Source organism: Variovorax sp. (genome assembly GCF_035634955.1).
Lineage (GTDB): Bacteria > Pseudomonadota > Gammaproteobacteria > Burkholderiales > Burkholderiaceae_C > Variovorax.
In genome coordinates this window covers 109,190-128,837 of the sequence record NZ_DASQBZ010000025.1, presented here as the reverse complement: position 1 = coordinate 128,837, position 19,648 = coordinate 109,190, and the positions used below count along the sequence as shown (strand labels likewise).

Genomic DNA, 19,648 nt, shown 5'->3' with positions numbered 1-19,648 from the left:
GGGTCGCCCCGCGCCATGTCCAACACCTCCCCGCTCCAGCCCCCCGCAACCGCCTCCCGTTCGCCCGATCCGGTGGCCGCCACGCGCGCCCTGGCCGTGTTCAGCCTCGGAGGCCTGATCGTGCTCGGGCTGGCCTGGGAGATGTGGCTGGCGCCGCTGCGCCCGGGCGGCTCGCTGATGGCGCTGAAGGTGCTGCCGCTGGTGCTGCCGCTGGCCGGCCTGCTCAAGCGCCGCATGTACACCTACCGCTGGGTCAGCCTGTTGGTCTGGCTCTATTTCACCGAGGGCGTGGTGCGCGCCTGGAGCGACACGCAGCCGGCCGGCCGCGTGTGCGCCTGGCTCGAGATCGTGCTGTGCCTTCTGCTGTTCATCGCCTGCGCCTGGCACGTGCGAACGCGCCTGGCGCGGTCCGGCCAGCCCGAACCGGAAGCCCCCGACGCGCCATGAAGGAAGCACTGATCGCCCAACTGCGCCGCATCGTCGGCGACGCCCAGGTGCTGGACCAGGGCGACCTCACTGCCTACGAGCTGGATTGGCGCAAGCGTTCGCGCGGCAAGGCGCTGGCGGTCGTGCGGCCGGCCGATGCCGGCCAGGTGGCCGAAGTGGTCAAGGCCTGCGCGGCGGCCGGCGTCTCGATCGTCCCGCAGGGCGGCAACACCGGCCTGGCGGTCGGCTCGGTGCCCGACGAAAGCGGCACCCAGGTGGTGCTCAACATGGCCCGCATGAACGCCATCCGCGCGATCGACCCCGACAACCTGACCATGACCGTGGAGGCCGGCTGCGTGCTGCAGACGCTGCAGGAGGCGGCCGAGCAGGCCGGCTTCCTGTTTCCGCTGAGCCTGGCCGCCGAAGGAAGTTGCACCATCGGCGGCAACCTGGCCACCAACGCCGGCGGCACGCAGGTGCTGCGCTACGGCAATGCGCGGGAGCTGTGCCTGGGCGTGGAAGTGGTCACCGCCGCCGGCGACATCTGGGAGGGCACCAGCGGCCTGCGCAAGGACAACACCGGCTACGACCTGCGCGACCTGCTGGTCGGCAGCGAAGGCACGCTGGGCATCATCACGGCCGCGACGATGAAGCTGTATCCGCTGCCGGCGGCGCAGCTGACCGCCTGGGCGGCGGTTCCGTCGCTGGATCACGCGGTCCGGCTGCTCGGCCTGGCGCACCGCCACCTGGGCGCCGGACTGACCGGCTTCGAGGTGATGGGGCGTTTTGCCCTCGGGCTGGTGGCCCGGCATTTCCCGCAGCAGCGCGTGCCGTTCCTGGACGACGGCGGCACGCCCTGGTGCGTGCTGCTGGAGAACTCCGACAGCGAATCCGAAAGCCATGCACGCGAGCGCTTCGAGGCACTGCTGGAGCAGGCCGTCGAGCAAGGCTGCGTCACCGACGCGGTCGTGGCCGAGAACCTCGGCCAGGCCAAGGCGCTGTGGCACGTGCGCGAGAGCATCCCGATGGCCCAGGCCGAGGAAGGCCTGAACATCAAGCACGACATCTCGGTGGCCGTCTCGCGCATCCCCGCCTTCGTGGCCGAGACCGACGCACTGCTGCAAAGGGAAATCGACGGCGTGCGGCTGGTCAACTTCGGCCACCTGGGCGACGGCAACCTGCACTACAACGTCCAGGCGCCCGAGGGCGGCGACGCGCGGCGCTTCCTGGAGGAGCAGGAGGAACGCGTCAACACGCTGGTCTATGACCAGGTGGAACGCTTCGGCGGCTCATTCTCGGCCGAACACGGGATCGGCTCGCTCAAGGCGCACAAGCTGCAAAAACACAAGTCGCCGGTCGCCCTGGGCATGATGCGCGCCATCAAGCAGGCGCTTGACCCGCGCGGCACGCTCAATCCCGGGCGGGTGCTGGGCGATCTGCCGCGCTAGTTGCTGCAGCCGGTCCATGGCGCAGCTGCGACTGGATATGCACACGCTCAGGCATGGGCGCCTTCCAGGCACGCCTGGAACGCCAGCACCGCCCGTGAAGGCTTCGGCGACCGGCGCAGCAGGCTGACGAAGCGGCATGTGTAGTTGAAGCGCGCGGGCAGCACCGCCTTCATCAGCCCGCGCTGCTCGAACACCTGCGCATAGTGGTCGGGCAGGAAGCCCAGGAAGCGCCCCGAGAGAACCAGGGTTGCGATGGCCTCCTGGTCGAAACCGGTCGCCTTGCGCGACAGGCGCGCGCGATGGCTCAGTTCCATGTTGGGCGAGTGGTAGCCCAGTCCCGCGAAATGGTGCTCGCGCAGTTTCGCCCAGGTGAGCCTGGCATGCGGGCGATCGAACAACGGGTGCTTGCGGCCGCAATACAGCAGCATCGATTCGTCGAACAGGTCGGCGTAGACCAGGCTCCGGGAGACGCGGTGCGACGGAATGATCCCGATCTGGAATTGCCCGTCCAGCACGCCCTGTTCGATGGCGTTGATCGAGCCCACGTGCACCGCCAGGTTCATCTCGGGTGCGATCTCGGCGAAGCGGGCGATGGCCTCGCCGATGTGCGCCTTCGGATTGGTCGCGGTCTTGTCGAACAGCGCCACGTCGAGTTGCCCGCCCATGCGGTTGTGGATGTCGTCGATGCTGCCGCGAAACGCATCGACCGAGGCCAGCAGCCGCAGCGTCTCGTCGTATACCCGCTGGCCTTCGGCCGTGAGCGCGAATCCCGCCCGGCCGCGCCGGCAAAGCACCAGCCCGAGCCGCGTCTCCAGGTCCTTCACGTGACGGCTCACGGTCGAGGTGCCGATGTTCAGCTCGAGTTCGGCCGCCGCCATGCCGCCGCAGTCGGCCACGCTCTTGAACACCTTGAGCAGGCGCAGGTCCATGTCGCTCAGCTGCCCCAGGACCGCGCGGTTGCGCGTGCCTTTGACGGCATTCGGCGGGCGTTGCGGGACCGGAGGATCTACTTGCATGAATTGCCAAGTGAACATTGATATCGCGCCATTCTCCACACTGAAGCCACAGCGAACAATCGCGCAATCCCATCAACCCGGAGCCCGCAGCGTGCGGGAAACGCCATGACCCTTGCCGCACCCGCCATCGAACCCGCGCCCGCCGCGCGTACCGACGCCGCCTGGCTCGAAGCGCACTGGATGCCCTACACCGGCAACCGCAACTTCAAGTCCGATCCGCGGATCATCGTGGAGGCCCGGGGCGCCTATTTCACCGACAGCGACGGTCGCAAGATCTTCGACGGCCTGTCGGGCCTGTGGTGTTCGGGCCTGGGCCACGGCCGCCCGGAGATCACCGAGGCGGTGGGCCGGCAGATCGCCAGGCTCGACTACTCGCCGGCCTTCCAGTTCGGCCACCCGCTTTCGTTCGAGCTGGCCAACCGGATCAAGGACCTCACGCCCGCCGGGCTCGACTATGTCTTCTTCACCGGGTCGGGCTCGGAAGCGGCCGACACCTCGCTGAAGATGGCGCGCGCCTACTGGCGCGCCAAGGGCCAGGCCGGCAAGACCCGGCTGATCGGCCGCGAGAAGGGCTACCACGGCGTCAACTTCGGCGGCATCTCGGTCGGCGGCATCGCGGCCAACCGCAAGGTGTTCGGCCAGGGCGTCGAGGCCGACCACCTGCCGCACACGCAACTCGCCGCCAACGCCTTCACGCGCGGCATGCCCGAGACCGGCGCCGAACTGGCAGACCGGCTGCTCGACCTGATCGCCCTGCACGACGCCTCGACCATCGCAGCCGTGATCGTCGAGCCCTTCTCGGGATCGGCCGGCGTGGTGATCCCGCCCAAGGGCTATCTCAAGCGGCTGCGCGACATCTGCACCGCCAACAACATCCTGCTGATCTTCGACGAGGTGATCACGGGCTTCGGCCGCTGCGGCGCGCTCACCGGCGCCGAGGCCTTCGGCGTCACCCCCGACATCATGAACATCGCCAAGCAGGTGACCAACGGTGCGCAGCCGCTGGGCGCCGTGGTGGCGTGCAAGGACATCTACGACACATTCATGGCCGCCGGCGGCCCGGAGTACATGCTGGAGTTCCCGCACGGCTACACCTACGGCGCGCACCCGGTGGCCTGCGCGGCCGGCATCGCCGCGCTCGACGTGCTGCAGAACGAAGGCATGGTCGCCCGCGTGCAGGCGCTGGCTCCGCATTTCGAGAACGCCGTGCACAGCCTCAAGGGCGCCAGGCACGTCGCAGACATCCGCAACTACGGCCTGGCAGCCGGCATCACCATTGCCGCGCTTCCTGGCGAGCCGGCGCGCCGCCCGTACGAGATCGCGATGAACTGCTGGAAGAAGGGCTTCTACGTGCGCTACGGCGGCGACACCATCCAGCTGGCACCGCCGTTCGTCGCGGAGGAGGCCGAGATCGATCGCCTGGTCAACGCGCTCGGCGACGCGCTCGCGGAAACGGCCTGAGCCGCAGGCGTCAGGCGCCGAGCGCGTTGATGTCCACCGGATCCAGCACGGCCTTGGGCGCGCCGTGGCGCGCCACCGCCAGCATGGCGCGGCCGACCTTCTCGGTGGTGGTGATCTTGTCCGGCCAGATGCGGCGCGCGAGCCCGAGCAGCGGACCGAGGATCACGATGCCGGCCTGATAGAGCGCCGTCTTCGAGCGGATGCCGTGCATCGGCTCGATCATGCCCGGCCGGAACATGTAGGCGGCCTTGAACGGCAGACGCAGCAGCGCATTCTCTGTCGCACCCTTGACCCGCGCCCACATGCTCGGACCCTTCTCGGTGCTGTCGGTGCCGGCGCCGGTGATGTAGGTGAAGGTCATGCCCGGATTGAGGCGCGCCAACACCGTTGCCGCCGCCAACGTGATGTCGTACGTGATGCGCCTGTAGTCGGGCTCCTTCATGCCCACCGAGGACACGCCCAGGCAGAAGAAGCAGGCGTCGAAGCCCTGCAGCTGCGGCTCGATAGCGCCGAAGTCGAACATGTCCTTGTGCACCAGGTCGTGCAGCTTCGGGTGGCGCTGCCCGGTCGGGTTGCGGCCGACCGCCACCACGCGCTCCACGTCGGACGCCAGCAGGCATTCGCGCAGGACGCCCTGGCCCACCATGCCGGTGGCGCCGAAGATGAGGATGTTCATGGCGCCCTTTTAGCAGGAGTCGGAAGCGCGCGCCCTGCGGCCACGTGAGACAGGCGCCTACAGCAGCCGGGCCGCGCTGGCCGGACAGTCGGGTTGTCAGCGCGTCCTGCGCTGTCCGGAACGGCCGTGCCGGGACCGATCCGCAATGGAGCAGCCCATGAAAGCGAAGACTCTCAACGAAGCCCCGGAGCGCACCATCGCGCTCATATTCGACAAGGACGACGACGTCGTGCCCCTGCTGCAGCAGTTCGCCAAGGCGCAAGGCCTGAACGCAAGCCGATTCAGCGCGATCGGCGCGTTGAGCGGTGCGGTGCTCGGCTACTTCGACTGGGAACGCAAGGACTATCTGCGCATTCCGGTCGACGAACAGGTCGAAGTGCTTTCCCTCAATGGAGACATCGCCCTGGACGGAGACGAGCCCAAGGTGCATGCGCACGCGGTACTGGGACGGCGCGACGGCAGCACCGTCGGCGGCCACCTCCTGGAGGCCACCGTGCGGCCGACCCTCGAAGTGCTGCTGGTCGAGTCGCCCGGCTACCTGCGCAAGACTTGCGATCGCGAGACCGGCCTGGCCCTGATCGACATCGGCGCCTGAGCCGACGCCTGCCTGCCTATACGGCCATCGGCGCCGTCAGCGGCGGATGGTGCTCGTAGCCTTCGAGCGAGAAGTCGCCCGGCTCGACCTGCTCCAGCCACTCGGGCTCGTAGCGGCCGGTGACGGCGTAGTCCGGGATGCGGTCGGACAGCTTCAGCCGCGGCGCCGCCAACGGCTTGCGCGTGAGCTGCTCGCGCAGCATGTCGACGTGGTTCTCGTAGATGTGGGCATCGCCGATGAAGTAGGTGAACCACCTGGGCGCGTAGCCGGTCAGGCGGCCCACCAGGTGCAGCAGCGCGGCGCCCTCGGTGAGGTTGAAGGGCGTGCCCAGGCCGATGTCGTTGCTGCGCACGTACAGGCACAGCGAGATCTCGCGCTTGCCGGGGTTGACCAGAAACTGGTAGAGCAGGTGGCACGGAGGCAGCGCCATTTCTTCCAGTTGGGCCCAGTTCCAGCCGTGGAACAGGATCCGCCGGTCGGCCGGGTTGCGGATGATGGTGTCCAGGCACTGGCGCAGCTGGTCGACCGCCTTGTACAGCAGCAGCTTGGGTGCACCGCCCTGCTCGTCGGCCAGTTCGCCGATGCGGCGGTAGCCGCGCTCCAGCGCATCCTCGACCTGGCGCTGCGCCTGGCCGTCCGCCAGGTCGACCAGCTTGTAGGCCGGCCATTCGCGCCACTGAACGCCGTACACCGGACCCAGGTCGTCCGCCTGCAGCCGGTAGGGGTTGGCCAGCCACTGCGCGTTCTCATTGGCGTTCTGGTCCCAGACCTTGCAGCCCAGGGCGCGAAAATCGGCGGCGCTGCGCGAGGCGCGCAGGAACCCCACCATCTCGCCGACCGCCGACTTGAAGGCCAGCTTCTTGGTCGTCACCGCCGGAAAGCCCTGCTGCAGGTCGAAGCGCAGCATGGCGCCGGGAATGCTCAGTGTGCGGATGCCGGTACGGTTGTCCTGCCAGCTGCCGTTGTCGAAAACGTTGCGGACGAGGTCGAGATATTGCTGCATGGCGGGAAGAACGCTGGGCAAGGAGTCGGGACGCGGCGGCGGGCGCCAGGCGAGCCGGCATTGTCTCACCCTGGCCGCACAGCCGCCGGACGGCCGCCGGCAGACCCCAGGGACCCGTCAGGCGCCGGCCGGCATGCCCGCGCGCCAGGCCAGGTAGACGCCGGTCGCGGCCATCGTCGCCAGCGTGACCGGAATGCCGACGCGGGCGTGCCGGCGCCAGTCGATCACCACGCCGCGCCGGCCGGCGGCATCCACCACGATCAGGTTCGCGATGCTGCCGACGATGAACAGGTTGCCGGCGAACGTGCTCGCCAGCGCCAGCACCGGTCCCGCCAGCGGATCCTTGGCGACAGGCAGCAGCAGCATCACCGCCGGCACGTTCGACACGATGTTCGACAGCACGAAGGCGGCCCCGAACAACGTGGCCGGATGCTCCAGGTGCAGGCCGAGCGCTGCCATCTCCTGTACCGCGCGCGCCGGCAACCCGGTGCGCTGCAGCGCGGCATTGACGACGAACAGGCCCATGAACAGCACCAGGAGTTCCCAGTCGACCAGCCCCAGCATGCGGCTGGACTGGAGCTTGCGGCTCATCAGCAGCACGCCGGCGCCGGTCAGCGCCACCACTTCATGCGGCCACGGCGCGAACAGGAAGGCCATGAGGATCAGCAGCGCGACCCCCAGGCCCTTGACCGTCTGCCAGCGATCCAGCGCAATCGGCGCCGGTTGCGGCGGCGCCACCCGCGCGCCCAGATCGGGCAATTGCCAGCGCCCGCGCGATCCGAGCACGATGATGCCCCACGTGAGCAGCAGCCCGGCGAGCACCGGCAGCGCAGCTTCCAGCGCGTAGCCCGCGAACGGAAGGCGCAGGGTCTGGCCGATCAGCATGTTCTGCGGATTGCCGATCAGCGTGGCCGCCGAGCCGATGTTGGCCGCACAGGCCAGGCCGAGCAGGAACGGCACCGGGTCGAGCCGGCGACGCAGGCAGGCGTCCACCAGCAGCGGCGTCATCGCCAGGCAGACGATGTCGTTGGAGAACACGGCCGACAGCAGCGCGGCGGCCAGGATCAGCGTGCCCAGCAGCCACGCCGGCCCGACGCCCAGGTTGGCCAGGCGCAGCGTCACCCAGTCGTAGAAGCCGCCGAGCCGGATCTGCGCGGACACCACCATGAACGAAAACAGCAGCAGCACCGTGGGCAGGTGGATGGACTGCGCCGCCTGCTCCACCGACACGGCCTCGGTCGCGATCATGGCGATCGCGCCCAGCAGCGCGATGCCGGTGCGGTCGAGTTGCAGGAAGGGCAAGCCGCCCAGGATCATGCCCAGGTAGACCAGCCCGAAGATGACGAGGACCGTGACGCTCATGGCCCGTGATTGTGACGGCGGCGCCCCGGCGCCTCAGCCGCGCGAGACCAGCGATCGCGCCAGGAAGAAGCCCACGGCGGTGAGCGACAGCGACCCCGCCAGGTGCAGCGCGGCAGCACCCGCCGCCCAGGCGTATTGCTGGCGTTCGATCAGCCCGAACACTTCGAGCGAGAAGGTCGAGAAGGTGGTCAGCCCGCCGAGGAAGCCGGTGATCACGAACAGGCGCCATTCCGGCGCCACGCCGGCCTGCTGAAGAAAGACCCCGCTGGCTACGCCGATCAGGAAGCCGCCGCCGAGATTGGCGGCCACGGTGCCCAGCGGGATGAACGGGAACACCGGGTTGAGCCAGGCGCCGAGCCCCCAGCGGAGCAAGGCACCGAAGCCGGCGCCTGCAAAGACGGCAAGAATGGGAAGTACGCTCATGGGTGTATTGGCGAGCCGGTCGAAGCAAGCGGCATGCCGCCGGCCGATGGCGCGCCAGTGTAGCGACCCCTGCCGTCCGAGGCGGGCCGATGGCGGGCGTTTCGTTAGACTGGGGAACCCTCCTGCCGCAACGCCCATGTCCGTCCCGTCTGCTCCCTCGACCGCCGCTCCCGCCGTCCACCTGATCTTCGCGCGTGCCCGCAACGGGGTGATCGGCAAGGGCGGGCAGATGCCGTGGCACCTGCCCGAGGACCTGGCGCACTTCAAGCGGCAGACCCAGGGCGCGCCGGTTCTGATGGGCCGCAAGACCTGGGAATCCCTGCCCGCGCGCTTCCGCCCCCTGCCCGGCCGGCGCAACATCGTCATCACGCGGCAGGCCGACTGGTCCGCCGACGGGGCCGAGCGCGCATCCGGCCTGGACCAGGCCATCGCGCTGTGCACCGGCACGCCACACCTGTGGGTGATCGGCGGCGGCGAGATCTATGCACAAGCCCTGCCCCTGGCGCGGCGCGTCGTGGTCACCGAGATCGGGCGCGACTTCGAAGGCGACACCTTCGCCCCGGTCCTGGACGCGGGCTGGCAGGAAACCCAACGCAGCGCACAGCAGGCCGGCGCCAATGGCCTGCCCTTCGCGTTCGTCACCTATGAGCGTGCCGACCGGTCGCCCGCCGCCTGATTCGCCGCCTCACCCGCGGCGGCGCCTGCTGGCACGGCTGCCGCTCGGCTTCGGGCTATCGAGCCTGCTCTCGTCCATGGCCTTCATCCCGCGCGCGGCCCGCGCCGATGACGGGGAGGCACTCGAGGACGACGAAGATGTGCTCTTCCTGCCCGGCATCGCGCGCCAACTCGACGACGCGCGTGTCGAGGTCGACCTGCAGGCCTGGATCCACGAGAAGGGTCGGCGCCGGCTGCTCGACGCGGGGCTGGCCCGCTACCTCGGCCTCAAGCCCGGCGAAATGTCGCCCACCGATCAGCTTCGCTTCAGGCGGCGCACGGAGCTGTTCCACGCGAAGTCCGAGCAGGGCACGGTGCTCTTGGTCGAGTTCGATGCCGACGGCCCGCCGGTGACCATGCCGCCGAGCGACAGGGCCGGGCGCACCGGCCTGCGCACCGTGGTGGCGCTGCCGCCGCATGCGGCTGCAGCCGAGCAGGCAAGGCCGTGGCTGCGCTTCCATGCGGTCGTCACCGATGCACCGCAGCGGCGTGTCGAGGGCCGCGCGCTGCTGGTGCCGGGCCAGGGCCTGTCGGTGGTCACCGACATCGACGACACGATCAAGAAGACCGAGGTGCGGGACACGCACCGCATGATGCTCAACACCTTCGCCCGCACCTTCGAGGCAGTGCCGGGCATGGCGCGACGCTATCGCGAGCTGGCACGTCAGCCGCATGCCCGCTTTCACTACCTGTCGTCCAGCCCGCTGCAACTGCTGCCCTCTCTCAAGGGGTTTCTCAACCGCGCGCGGTTCCCGGCGGGGAGCATGCACCTGCGCGAGAGCACGCTGGTCCGCAACTGGATCCCGAACAAGGGCGAATCGCGCGCGCACAAGCAAGGCGTTCTGCAACGCCTGCTGGCGGACTTCCCGGAGCGTCGCTTCCTGCTGGTCGGCGACGCCGGCGAGCTCGATCCGGAGATCTACGGCGAAGTGGCACGCAGCCATCCGCAGCGCGTCGAGGCCATACTGATCCGAGACGTCGGCGGGGCCGACCGCAATGCGCAACGCTACCTGCAGGCCTTTGCCGACGTCGAGCCGTCGCGCTGGCACCTGTTCACCGACGGCACCGACTGGCCGCTGCCGTGAGCGGCCTCAGTCGAGCGCCACGAACACCCGGCCGTTCTCGATCTTCACCGGATAGCTGCGCACGTCCTCGGTCAGCGGCGCGCACATCGCCTTGCCGTTGCGCACGTCGAAGCGGCCCTGGTGCAGCGGGCATTCGATCTCGTAGCCCTCCAGGAAGCCTTCGCACAGCCTCGCGTGCGCATGGGTGCACAGGTCGTCGGTGGCGAACACCTCGCCGCCCACGCGGTACAGGGCCAGTTCCAGCCCTTCGAGGTTGACGCCCTTGACGTCCTCGGCCGGCAGTTCGTCGAGGGCCGCGGCGTCGACCCAGAAATCGTGGTTGCTCATGTGGCGTGCTTTCCGTGCGGTTCAATCGGTCGGCTTCAGACCGGCGCGCTCGATGACCGGCTTCCACAGCTGCAGCTCCTGCGTCATGAACTTCGCGAGTTCGGCCGGCGTGCTGCCCACCGGATCGAAATAGGCCGTCTGCAGCCGCTCGCGCGTCTGCGGATCCTGCAGCACCGAGGCGATCTCGCGGCTCATGCGCTGCACCACGTCCGGCGGTGTGCCCTTGGGTGCCATGTAGGCGAACCAGGGCACCGCCTGGACGTCCGCAAATCCGGATTCGCGCAGGGTTGGAACATCGGGCATCAGCGGCGAGCGCTCGGCCGAGGTGACGGCCAGCGCCACCAGGCGGCCTGCCTTGACTTGCGGCATCACCGAGACCGGTGGCAGGCAGGCGAACTGCACCTCGCCCTGCACCAGCGCGACCGTGGCCTGCGAGGACGAGGCAAAAGGAATGTGCACGGCATAGGACTGTGTGCGCGCCTTGATCAGCTCCACCCCCAGGTGGGAGATGGACCCGTTGCCGGTCGAGGCGAAGTTGAACTTGCCCGGCTCCCGGCGCAAAGCGTCCAGCCACGCCTTGACCGACTTCACGTTCATCGACGGCGTCGCCACGCACAGGTTGGGCGTGGTCGCCGCGAGCGATACCGGGACCAAGTCTCGGAACGGGTCGTAAGGCAGGTTGTTGTAGAGCACCGTGTTGTAGACCAGCGGCGCGTTGACCGACAGCAGGAAGGTGCGGCCGTCCGGCGCGGCCTTGGACACGTAGTCGGTGCCGCTGTTGCCGCCGGCCCCCGGGCGGTTCTCGACGATGACCGGCTGGCCCAGCCGCGGCGCGAGCTTCTCGTTGACGATGCGCGCCAGGATGTCGGGCGACGAGCCCGCGCCGAACGGCACGACGATGCGCACCGGCCCCTGCGGCCATTGCTGCGCCGCCGCCATGCAGGCCGCGGCGGCCAGTCCCAGCGCAACGCCCAGTCGATTCAGTTTCATTCCGGTGTCTCCTCGATGTCGATCATGTCGTGGTGGTCCTGCTGCTCGCGCGCGATGAATCCGGCCACCAGCGCGCGGTAGGCCGCTTCGACCACCTCCGGGTAGGCGCCCTTCTCCTCGGCCAGGCGGCGCACCTTGTCGAACACCTCCTGCTGGCGCTGCGGCGCCGAGACCTGGAAGGCGTCGCGCTTGAAGCGCGCCGCATCCTTCACGCAGCGCCCGCGCTCGGCCAGCAGGGCCACGACTTCGCGGTCGATCGCGTCGATGCGATCGCGCAGTTGCGCCAGCGTGTCGAACAGCGGCACGTAGTCCGGGTCGGCAAAACGCCGCAGCGCCGGGCCGTGGGGATCGGGTTCTCGGCTCATGTCAGATGGGATAGATGATGGAGTTGGGCACCAGCTCGGTGTCGTACACCGCCAGCCGCGCGGAGAACTTCAGCCCGGCATCGGTGCGCACCACGGTGTCGATGTAGCGGCCGACGTTGAACACGGTGCTGGGCTCGCTCAGCTTGGTGCGGAACACGGCGTAGTTGGCCTCGCTGCGAATGGTCCCGTCGCCGTCGACGCCATGCACCAGCGGCAGGCCGACCACGTGGCGCTGGTAGTAGGGGTCATGGAACAGCGTCTCGCGGATGCCGTAGACGCGGTCCTCCAGCATGCCGCGGCTTTCGAACGACAAGGTGGCCAGGGGCAGGCCGCGCTCGTGGTTCTCGCGCGGCTGCAGCCGGTAGCTGCACTTCTCTGTGAAGAAGCCGGGCCACTCGTCCCAATGGCCCGAGTCGACCGCGCGTGCGTAGTCGGCGTACAGGCGCGCCAGTTCGTGATATTCGTCCGAGCGCATGCGGTCAGTCCTCCATCACCTGGCGCCAGTAGCGGTACATGCCCCGGATCAGCGTCTCGGTGACCATGTGCTCGGTGTTCTCCACCTCGCGCCCGCCCAGTTCAGCCATGGCGCGGTGAAACGGCTTCTGCTCGAAGCCCTGCTGAGAGAACTCGATCACCTCGCCGTCGTCGGCCGAGACGAAGCCTGCCGGGCCGAACAGGTTGGCCTGGCGCAGGCGGCGCTCGGTCATCTCTTCGGTGTCGTCCTCGAAGCCGAAGTGGGTCCAGACGAAGTCGAACGCGTCAGGCCCGACCGGCTGGATGTGCCGTGTCGACACGCTGTTGACCTGCTGCTGCAGGATGACGCTGGGAAACAGCGTGGTCATCACCGCCGTCGGCCCGCCCCACCACGGCTCGGGCACGATGTCCAGGAAGCGCGGGTCCTTGAGCTGCATGCTCTGCTTGAAGCTGGACACCTGCGTGACCGCCTGCGCCTGCGCCGCGCCGCCGCCGGTGCCGCGGGTGGAAATCATGGCGGCGTGGCGGCCATGCGCGTCCATGCGCAGCTGCGACTTGTTGTCGGCCCGCCAGAGCCCGAAGGTGACGAACCAGGTGTGCAGCAGCCCCGGGTGGTACGGGTCCTTGATGTTCTCCTGCATCAGCTTCCAGTTGCCCGGGATGCGCTGGCGGTTGTAGCCCAGGATCTTCAGGCGTCGGCCGTTGAACAGGCGGTCGAAGTAGTGCAGCACCTGCGGCCCGATGAAATCCTCCAGCGGCTCGACGTCATGATCGAACGAGGCGAACACCACGCCGCCGCGGCAGGCCACCTTCAGCTTGTTCAGGCCGTTCTCCTCGAGCTTGAAGTCGGCCGGCATGCCACCGTGCACCTGCCCGTCCTGCTTCACGCCCCGCCGGAACGGCACGCCTTGCAGATCGCCCGACAGCGAGTAGTTCCACTGGTGATAGGGGCAGGTGAAGTCCTTGCGGTTGCCGCTGCGCTCGCGGCAAAAGCGCATGCCGCGATGCGCGCAGACGTTCTCCACCACGTGGATCCGCCCTTCCATGTCGCGCACCATGATGACCGAGCGCTCGCCGACGGCGGAACGCTGGAAGTCGCCCGGGTTGGGAATCTCTGCTTCCAGGCCGACGTAGCACCAGTGCCCCTTGTAGAAGAAGCGCTCCAGTTCCTTGCGGTGCTGCTCCTCGCCCTGGTAGACCTTGAAAGGAATGCGGCTGGTCTTGTCGGATTCCCAATGCGGCACGAGCGGAAACACGGACGATGTGTCCGGCGGGCTCATCATGATGACGTCTCCTGTTCTTCGGTGGACCCCGTGGGACGGGTCAATGCGGATGATCAGGAGAACGAACACATTTGCCAATAGAATTTTATGAATTCACAAAATCACCGACGTGAATGTCATGGAACTGCGCGACATCGACCTGAACCTGCTGCTGGTGTTCGACCGCATGCTGGCCGAAAAGCGCGTGTCGGCCGCCGCGCAGAGCCTGGGCCTTTCGCAACCGGCGGTGAGCAACGCGTTGTCGCGGTTGCGGCGCATCCTGGGTGACGAGCTGTTCCTTCGCACCGCGCGCGGCATGGAGCCCACGCCCTTCGCGATGCAGCTGGCCGAGCCGGTGTCCGCCGCCATGAGCGGCCTGCACGGCGCGCTGAACCAGCACACCGCCTTCGAGCCGGCCGCCAGCATGCGCAGCTTCACGCTGGCGATGACCGATATCGGCGAGGTCTATTTCACCCCGCGCCTGATGGAACGTCTGTCGCAGGTGGCGCCGGGCGTTCGCATCAGCACCGTGCGCAACACCGCCGTGAACCTGCGTGACGAGATGGAAGCCGGCCAGGTGGACATTGCGATCGGACTGCTGCCGCAACTCAAGGCCGGCTTCTACCAGCGGCGGCTGTTCATGCAGCGCTACGTCTGCCTGTTCGGCGCAGGCCATGCGCTGGCGCGCAAGTCCCGGTTGACGCGAAAGGATTTCGCCGCCGCCGACCACGTGCTGATCCAGGCCGCCGGTACTGGCCATGGCCAGGTGGACGACCTGCTGGCCGCGCAGGGTGTGGTGCGGCGCGTGCGGCTCGTGGTGCCGCACTTCGTGGCCGTCGGCCACATCCTGCAGACCCAGCCCATGATCGCCACCGTGCCCGAGAAACTGGCACAGGCGCTGGCCGAACCCTTCGACCTGGTCTGGCGCCCGCACCCGGCCGAACTCCCGCAGGTCGCCATCAACGCCTTCTGGCACGCCCGCTTCCACCGCGACCCCGGCAACCGCTGGCTGCGCGACCTGCTCATCACCACCTTCGCGGAAGGCTGATCACCGCGCTCCAGCGGCGGCATCGCGGCAAGCGAAGCGAAGCCCCTTCGTGGCCAGCGCGGAACCGGCTTTGCCGGGCCGCAGCTGGCGCCCCTTGAGGGGTTGGCGGACCTGCGAAGCAGGGTAGCCTGGGGTGGGCCCAGTTACGCCGGCAGGAGAACCTTGTCGATGATGTGGATCACACCATTGGTGTTGAACACATCCGGCTGCGTGATGTTGGCCGAGCGTCCCTGCGTGTCGGTCAGGACGTAGTTGTCGTCGATGCGCACCACGCCGCCTTGCAGCGTCACCCTTGCCTTGTCGTGCAGCAGTTCCTTCTTCAGCTGGCGCGATTGCAGCACGTGATAGCTGAGGATCTTGTTGAGCTGCGCGGTGTCGGCCAGCAGCGCGGCCTCGGTGGTGTTGAGTTCGACCAGCAAGGCCGCGAAGGCGTCGTTGCTCGGGGCAAACAGGGTGAACGGGCCGGAGCCTTCCAGCGTCGTCGACAGGTTGGCAGCGAGCAGCGCGGCGCCCAGCACCGTCAGTTCGGGCGTGACGGCGATGGTCTGCGAGATGTTCTTGTTGGCCGGCAGCATCACGCGGTCGAGCGTATGAAGCACGCCATTGGCCGCCACCGAATCGGTGCTGACGACATTGCCGGTGCGGTTGCGGCCGTCCTTGAACTGCAGGCCGCCATTGGCGTCGTCGATCTTGAAGAAGCCACCGCTGACCGGCTCGATCGCCTCGCCTTCCGGGATGGCGTCGCGCGGCATGACCTTGCCCAGCAGGTGATATTCCAGCGTGGCCTTGAGCGTCGTCGTGTCGGCGAACAACTGGTCCTTGCTGACACCGAGTTCGCCGAACAGCGCATTGAAGGCGTCGTTGGTCGGTGCGAACGCGGTGTTGGTGCCGGACTGCGACAGGCGGTCGCGCAGGCCGGCTGCGCCGATCGCCTCGACGAAAAGGCTCAGTTCGGGCTTGGATTCCGCCAGTTCCAGCAGGTCGCTGCGGTCGTTGAGGTCTGTGCCTCCGTCGCTGCCACCGCCGCATCCATGCAGCAGCATGGCGCCGCCGAAGGCGGCAAAGGACAGGATCAGTTGGCGGCGCTTGAGCGGTGCGGCTTGTCTGGACATCGGGTAGCTCCTTCTTGTGTATGAGTGGCCGAAGTTTCATCGTCGACCGGCCGTCCACCGGCAAGCCGGTGGCGCGGCCGCGCGTAGGACGCGCGGGCCACAACGTGAAGGAGGGCGCAGGTCTTGTCCGACAGGCGCACACGAAGGTACGAGTGCGCGCGGCTCAGCTCGCGTGGACGAGCAGCACCAGGCCGGAGACGATGGCGAAGACCTGCACGAAGATGCGCAGAAAGCGCCCGTTGATGCGGTGATGCACCAGTCGGCTGAGCAGCGCGCCGAGCACCAGCGCCGGCAGCAGGCTGCCCGCAGCCTTCATCTGCGCCGGTCCGATGTGGCCGGTGCCCCAGAGCGTGGCGAGCGACATCAGTTGCCCGATCAGGAAGCACAACGCGATGGTCGAACGCATCGTGGCCGGCGGCTGGTGCTGGTACACAAGCGCAAGCGGCGGGCCGCCGATGCCGGTGGCGGTTTCCGTGACGCCGGTGATGACGCCGGCGGCCACGAATGCCTGCCGTCCCGGCGAGAAGGCCGGCATCATCAGCGTGACCACCGCGGCCGCGATGGTCGACAGGCCGACGAACCAGGCCAGCTGCGTGGCGCTGAGCGCGGTCAGCACCCACAGCCCGCCCGCGGTGCCGAGCACTCGCCCGCCGGTGATCCAGCTGGCACCGAAGCGGTCGACCGCGCTGCGTTCGCGCCAGATCACGTACAGGTTGAGCGGCAGCATCAGCACCAGCACGCAAACGGGCAGCAGCTCCGGCTTGACGAGGCCGATCACCGGCGCGGCGATCAGTGCGAAACCCACCCCCGTCGAACCCTGCACGAAGGCGGCGAACAGCACGACCGCCGAGATTGCCAGCAGTTGTTCGACACTCATCGCGCTGCGCCGTCCCGCGCGGCCAGCACCTGGCGACGATGCGCAGCCGCCACCGGGTGCAGGCGCTGGATGGGCGCGCGCTCGATGGCGGCGCCGGCCACGCGCGCCACTTCGCGCATCAGCGCGCGGGCATCCCAGTCGGTGGGCCAGCCGTGCCACAGGCGCATGCGGCCGTCGACGAACACGGCGTCGATCTGGTCGCGGTTGCCCAGGCGCACGAGGTCCCACAGCAGGTCGACCGAGGTGCACATCTCGGGCGTGTCCACGTCGACCAGCAGGAAGTCGGCCGCCTTGCCGACGGCGATCTCGCCGACGAGATGCGACAGGCCCACGGCGCGCGCGCCTTCATGCGTGGCGTGGTCCATCCAGGTCCACCCGCCGCCGCTTGAAGCGTCGCCGATGGCCAGCGCGAAGGCCAGCTTCTGCGCCGCCTCGGCCGCGTCCACCAGACGGAAGGCGTCGGCGCGGGTGGCGTCCGTGCCGAGCCCGAAGCGGATGCCCATGGCCGCCATCAGCGTGGCCGGCGCCACCGCGTTGCCCTTCCACTGGCTGGCCACCGGGTTGTAGCTCACGGCGGTGTCGGTGCGCTGCAGCACCATCAACTCGGACGGCGTGACCAGCGTGCCATGCGCGATGAGCACCTGCGGCCCGAGCGCGCCCAGACTGTCCAGCAGCTCGAGCGGGCGCAGGCCGCGTTGCACGACGGAGCGCTCGACCGACGCCAGGTGCTCGTTCACGTGCGTCTGGAAGATGATGCCCGCCTCGGCGCATTGGGCCGAAACAGCCGCCAGCATGTCGTCCGACGCCGCCTCCGGCACCGAGATGGCGAGCGAGGGATGCACCAGCGGCGTCCCCTGCCATTGGGCGATGAACCGCTCGGCGCCGGCCTTGAGGGCGCGCCGCTGATCGGGCGCACTGTCGTTGCCGCCGTCGTTGCAGATCAGCCCCAGCACGCAGCGCAGGCCCGCTTCCTGGGTGGCGCTGGCCAGCGCGCCGATCTCGCCCTTGGCACGCGTGCCGGCGTCGCACACGGTGGTGAAGCCGCCGCGCAAGGATTCCAGCGCCGCCAGCTTGGAGACCATGTAGACGAACTCCTCGTCAAGGCTCGCCTCCAGCGGCACCCAGACGCGGCGGAAGATCTCGGACGGCTCGCCGTAGGCGAGCGACTTGCCGAACGACTGCGTCAGGTGATGGTGCGCATCGATCATGCCGGGCATGAGCAGGCGGCCCGGCAATTCGATCGGCGCGTGCTGCAGATGGCGCGCCTGCAGCAGCTCGAGCGGACCGACGTCGGCGAAGCGTCCGTCCTGCACCAGCACTGCATGGCCGCGCACCGGGCCTTGCGGCAGCAGCACGTGTTCGGGGGCCAGCAGGAGCGTGCCGGCCTGGAGGTCGTCGGCCTGCACATCGTGCCGGCGTCGGGAAGAAGTCGCGGGAGAAGTCATCGGGCAAGCGGCGCGTGCTCGGTCGCGGCGGCGTCGCCGCGGACGTCCTTGCGCGCCGGGGAAAGATGGTTGAACAGGATGTTGAGGACGATGGCGGTCAGGGCGCCCATCGCGAGCCCGTTGCCCAGCACGAGTTGCAGGGTGGGCGGGAACTTGACGTATAGCCCCGGCACGACGATGGGCAGCAGGCCCATGGTCAACGCGGACGCCAGGATGAACATGTTGCTGCGCTCGTGCAGGTCCACCTTGCGCAGGATGTCGATGCCGATGGTGCCGATGATGGCGAACACCACCATCGCCGTACCGCCGACCACGGCGGCCGGAATCGCATTGGCCAGGCGGCCCAGCGGCGCCGACAGCGCGATCAGCACCAGGATGACGCCCGCGGCGGCGGTGACGTAGCGCGAGCGCACGTTGGTGGCACGCACGATGCCGATGTTCTCGCCGCTGGTGATGATCATCGACGTGCCGAACAGACCGCCGGCCAGCGAGACGATGGCATCGCCGCGGATGGTGCGCGGCACCACGTCCCGCGGATCGATCTTCCTGCCCACGACCTCGGCCACCGCGATCGTCTGGCCGGTGGCCTCGACCATGGAGATCACGCTGAAGATGAGCAGCGGCAGTGCGGCGACGAGGTCGAAGTGCGGCATGCCGAACGGCAGCAGCGTGGGGGCGCTCCAGGCCGGGCCCTGCGCCACGGCGCCCAAATCCATGAGACCGCAGGCGGCCGCGAGCAGCGTGCCTGCCACCAGGCCCAGCAGCACCGACAACTGGCCCAGCATGCCGCGGAACACGCGCGCGAACAGGACGGTAAAGGCGATCGTGGCCAGCGCCAGGCCGATGTTGACCGGGTCGCCGAAGGTCGGCGTGCCCGGCTTGCCCGCGATGATGCCGCCGTACACCTTCACCAGGTTGATCGACACCAGCATCAGCAGCGTACCGATGACGATCTTCGGGAAGAAGCGCAGGCAGCGCGAGAACACCGGCAGCACCAGGAAGTAGAACACCGCCGTGATGATCACCGCGCCGGCCGCGGTCTGCAGGTCGCGCTGCTGCGCGATGGTCAGGAACATCACGATCGGGGCGCCGCCGGGCACCATGACGAACGGCAGCCGGGCACCGAACTTCCAGGGGCCGAACGACTGCAGCAAGGTGCCCAGGCCGCACATCAGGAAGGTCGCGCTGATCAGGTTCACCGTCAGGTCGGCCGACAGTCCCAGCGCCTTGGCAACGAGGAAGACCGAGGTAATCGGAACGGCCGCCATTACCAGCACGTGCTGCAGGCCGAACAGCAGCAACTGCGGCCAAGGCAGCAGGGCGTCGACGGCGCACTCGGGGTCGGCGGCGGCAGTGGCAGGCGCCGCGGTGGCGGCGGAAGCGTCGGAGGCACGGAACATGGGTCGATTCCTCTACCGGACGATCGCCCAAATCGATTTGGGCATGGGGCCGAAAAAGCCGCCTCGGCGTCGCCGGAAGGCGGGTGAAGTACATTCCAAGCCCTGGGGCCCAAAACGATTTGGGCGATTGAATCACTGT

Annotated in this window: 21 protein-coding genes; 7 read left to right on the top strand and 14 right to left on the bottom strand. The window is 68.6% G+C overall.

The annotated features are described in order from the left end of the window. The first annotated feature begins 15 nt into the window (after window positions 1-15). Both VES41_RS14925 and VES41_RS14920 read left to right on the top strand, forming a co-directional pair. Window positions 16-447: a DUF2069 domain-containing protein gene (locus VES41_RS14925; protein ID WP_324818407.1), complete on the top strand. Its 432-nt coding sequence runs from the start codon at window positions 16-18 to the stop codon at window positions 445-447. Further along, window positions 444-1,874: an FAD-binding oxidoreductase gene (locus tag VES41_RS14920; RefSeq protein ID WP_324818404.1), complete on the top strand. Its 1,431-nt coding sequence runs from the start codon at window positions 444-446 to the stop codon at window positions 1,872-1,874. The genes VES41_RS14925 and VES41_RS14920 overlap by 4 nt, the downstream gene beginning before the upstream one ends. 47 nt (window positions 1,875-1,921) lie before the next feature. Here VES41_RS14920 and VES41_RS14915 read toward each other — a convergent pair whose 3' ends face one another. After that, a complete protein-coding gene (locus VES41_RS14915; protein ID WP_324818401.1) occupies window positions 1,922-2,890 on the bottom strand; it encodes a LysR family transcriptional regulator in 969 nt (322 codons plus the stop codon). Window positions 2,891-2,995: 105 nt separating this feature from the next. Here VES41_RS14915 and VES41_RS14910 point away from each other — a divergent pair, with 105 nt between their 5' ends. Continuing rightward, on the top strand, window positions 2,996-4,351 hold the full coding sequence (locus tag VES41_RS14910; protein WP_324818398.1) for an aspartate aminotransferase family protein: 1,356 nt from the start codon (window positions 2,996-2,998) through the stop codon (window positions 4,349-4,351). 10 nt (window positions 4,352-4,361) lie between these two features. Here VES41_RS14910 and VES41_RS14905 read toward each other — a convergent pair whose 3' ends face one another. Further along, the gene (locus tag VES41_RS14905) at window positions 4,362-5,027 is read right to left on the bottom strand and encodes an NAD-dependent epimerase/dehydratase family protein (RefSeq protein ID WP_324818395.1); all 666 of its coding nucleotides are present in this window, start codon (window positions 5,025-5,027) and stop codon (window positions 4,362-4,364) included. A gap of 157 nt (window positions 5,028-5,184) precedes the next feature. Between VES41_RS14905 and VES41_RS14900 the strand changes: the two genes are divergently transcribed. After that, window positions 5,185-5,622 (top strand): PPC domain-containing DNA-binding protein, encoded by a 438-nt coding sequence (locus VES41_RS14900; protein WP_324818392.1) that lies wholly within the window; start codon window positions 5,185-5,187, stop codon window positions 5,620-5,622. 16 nt (window positions 5,623-5,638) lie between these two features. On the opposite strand, the gene VES41_RS14895 is transcribed toward VES41_RS14900, so the two are convergent. The 3 genes from VES41_RS14895 to crcB all read right to left on the bottom strand — a co-directional run bounded on the left by VES41_RS14895 (window position 5,639) and on the right by crcB (window position 8,410). Continuing rightward, entirely contained in the window at window positions 5,639-6,625 is a 987-nt protein-coding gene (locus tag VES41_RS14895) for a thymidylate synthase (RefSeq protein WP_324818390.1), read from the bottom strand. Window positions 6,626-6,742: 117 nt separating this feature from the next. Next, on the bottom strand, window positions 6,743-7,987 hold the full coding sequence (locus VES41_RS14890) for an anion transporter (protein WP_324818387.1): 1,245 nt from the start codon (window positions 7,985-7,987) through the stop codon (window positions 6,743-6,745). Window positions 7,988-8,020: 33 nt separating this feature from the next. Beyond that, window positions 8,021-8,410 (bottom strand): fluoride efflux transporter CrcB, encoded by a 390-nt coding sequence (crcB, locus tag VES41_RS14885; protein WP_324818384.1) that lies wholly within the window; start codon window positions 8,408-8,410, stop codon window positions 8,021-8,023. A gap of 136 nt (window positions 8,411-8,546) precedes the next feature. On the opposite strand from crcB, the gene VES41_RS14880 reads away from it, so the two are divergent. Beyond that, on the top strand, window positions 8,547-9,086 hold the full coding sequence (locus VES41_RS14880; RefSeq protein ID WP_324818381.1) for a dihydrofolate reductase: 540 nt from the start codon (window positions 8,547-8,549) through the stop codon (window positions 9,084-9,086). Further along, the gene (locus VES41_RS14875) at window positions 9,055-10,209 is read left to right on the top strand and encodes a phosphatidate phosphatase App1 family protein (RefSeq protein ID WP_324818378.1); all 1,155 of its coding nucleotides are present in this window, start codon (window positions 9,055-9,057) and stop codon (window positions 10,207-10,209) included. Before VES41_RS14880 ends, VES41_RS14875 begins: the two co-directional genes overlap by 32 nt. Window positions 10,210-10,215: 6 nt before the next feature. On the opposite strand, the gene VES41_RS14870 is transcribed toward VES41_RS14875, so the two are convergent. From VES41_RS14870 to VES41_RS14850, 5 genes are read right to left on the bottom strand one after another with little or no spacing between them, the layout of a single operon-like run. Then, on the bottom strand, window positions 10,216-10,536 hold the full coding sequence (locus VES41_RS14870) for a non-heme iron oxygenase ferredoxin subunit (protein WP_324818375.1): 321 nt from the start codon (window positions 10,534-10,536) through the stop codon (window positions 10,216-10,218). Between the two features lie 21 nt (window positions 10,537-10,557). Beyond that, window positions 10,558-11,526: a tripartite tricarboxylate transporter substrate binding protein gene (locus VES41_RS14865; RefSeq protein WP_324818373.1), complete on the bottom strand. Its 969-nt coding sequence runs from the start codon at window positions 11,524-11,526 to the stop codon at window positions 10,558-10,560. Next, window positions 11,523-11,891 (bottom strand): chorismate mutase, encoded by a 369-nt coding sequence (locus VES41_RS14860; RefSeq protein ID WP_324818370.1) that lies wholly within the window; start codon window positions 11,889-11,891, stop codon window positions 11,523-11,525. The genes VES41_RS14865 and VES41_RS14860 overlap by 4 nt, the downstream gene beginning before the upstream one ends. A gap of 1 nt (window position 11,892) precedes the next feature. Beyond that, window positions 11,893-12,366, bottom strand: coding sequence for an aromatic-ring-hydroxylating dioxygenase subunit beta (locus VES41_RS14855; protein WP_324818367.1), 474 nt, complete (start codon window positions 12,364-12,366; stop codon window positions 11,893-11,895). Between the two features lie 4 nt (window positions 12,367-12,370). Continuing rightward, window positions 12,371-13,648: an aromatic ring-hydroxylating dioxygenase subunit alpha gene (locus VES41_RS14850; RefSeq protein WP_414719138.1), complete on the bottom strand. Its 1,278-nt coding sequence runs from the start codon at window positions 13,646-13,648 to the stop codon at window positions 12,371-12,373. Window positions 13,649-13,766: 118 nt separating this feature from the next. Here VES41_RS14850 and VES41_RS14845 point away from each other — a divergent pair, with 118 nt between their 5' ends. After that, a complete protein-coding gene (locus VES41_RS14845) occupies window positions 13,767-14,675 on the top strand; it encodes a LysR family transcriptional regulator (RefSeq protein ID WP_324819520.1) in 909 nt (302 codons plus the stop codon). Window positions 14,676-14,818: 143 nt separating this feature from the next. Here VES41_RS14845 and VES41_RS14840 read toward each other — a convergent pair whose 3' ends face one another. From VES41_RS14840 to VES41_RS14825, 4 genes are all read right to left on the bottom strand, one after another. Further along, window positions 14,819-15,787 carry a fasciclin domain-containing protein gene (locus tag VES41_RS14840; RefSeq protein ID WP_324818365.1) on the bottom strand — a complete coding sequence of 323 codons (969 nt, stop codon included), beginning with the start codon at window positions 15,785-15,787 and terminating at the stop codon, window positions 14,819-14,821. 163 nt (window positions 15,788-15,950) lie between these two features. Beyond that, entirely contained in the window at window positions 15,951-16,664 is a 714-nt protein-coding gene (locus VES41_RS14835) for a sulfite exporter TauE/SafE family protein (protein WP_324818362.1), read from the bottom strand. After that, a complete protein-coding gene (locus VES41_RS14830; protein WP_324818358.1) occupies window positions 16,661-18,109 on the bottom strand; it encodes an amidohydrolase family protein in 1,449 nt (482 codons plus the stop codon). The genes VES41_RS14835 and VES41_RS14830 overlap by 4 nt, the downstream gene beginning before the upstream one ends. Continuing rightward, window positions 18,106-19,509 carry a nucleobase:cation symporter-2 family protein gene (locus VES41_RS14825; RefSeq protein WP_324818355.1) on the bottom strand — a complete coding sequence of 468 codons (1,404 nt, stop codon included), beginning with the start codon at window positions 19,507-19,509 and terminating at the stop codon, window positions 18,106-18,108. The genes VES41_RS14830 and VES41_RS14825 overlap by 4 nt, the downstream gene beginning before the upstream one ends. Window positions 19,510-19,648: the final 139 nt, after the last annotated feature.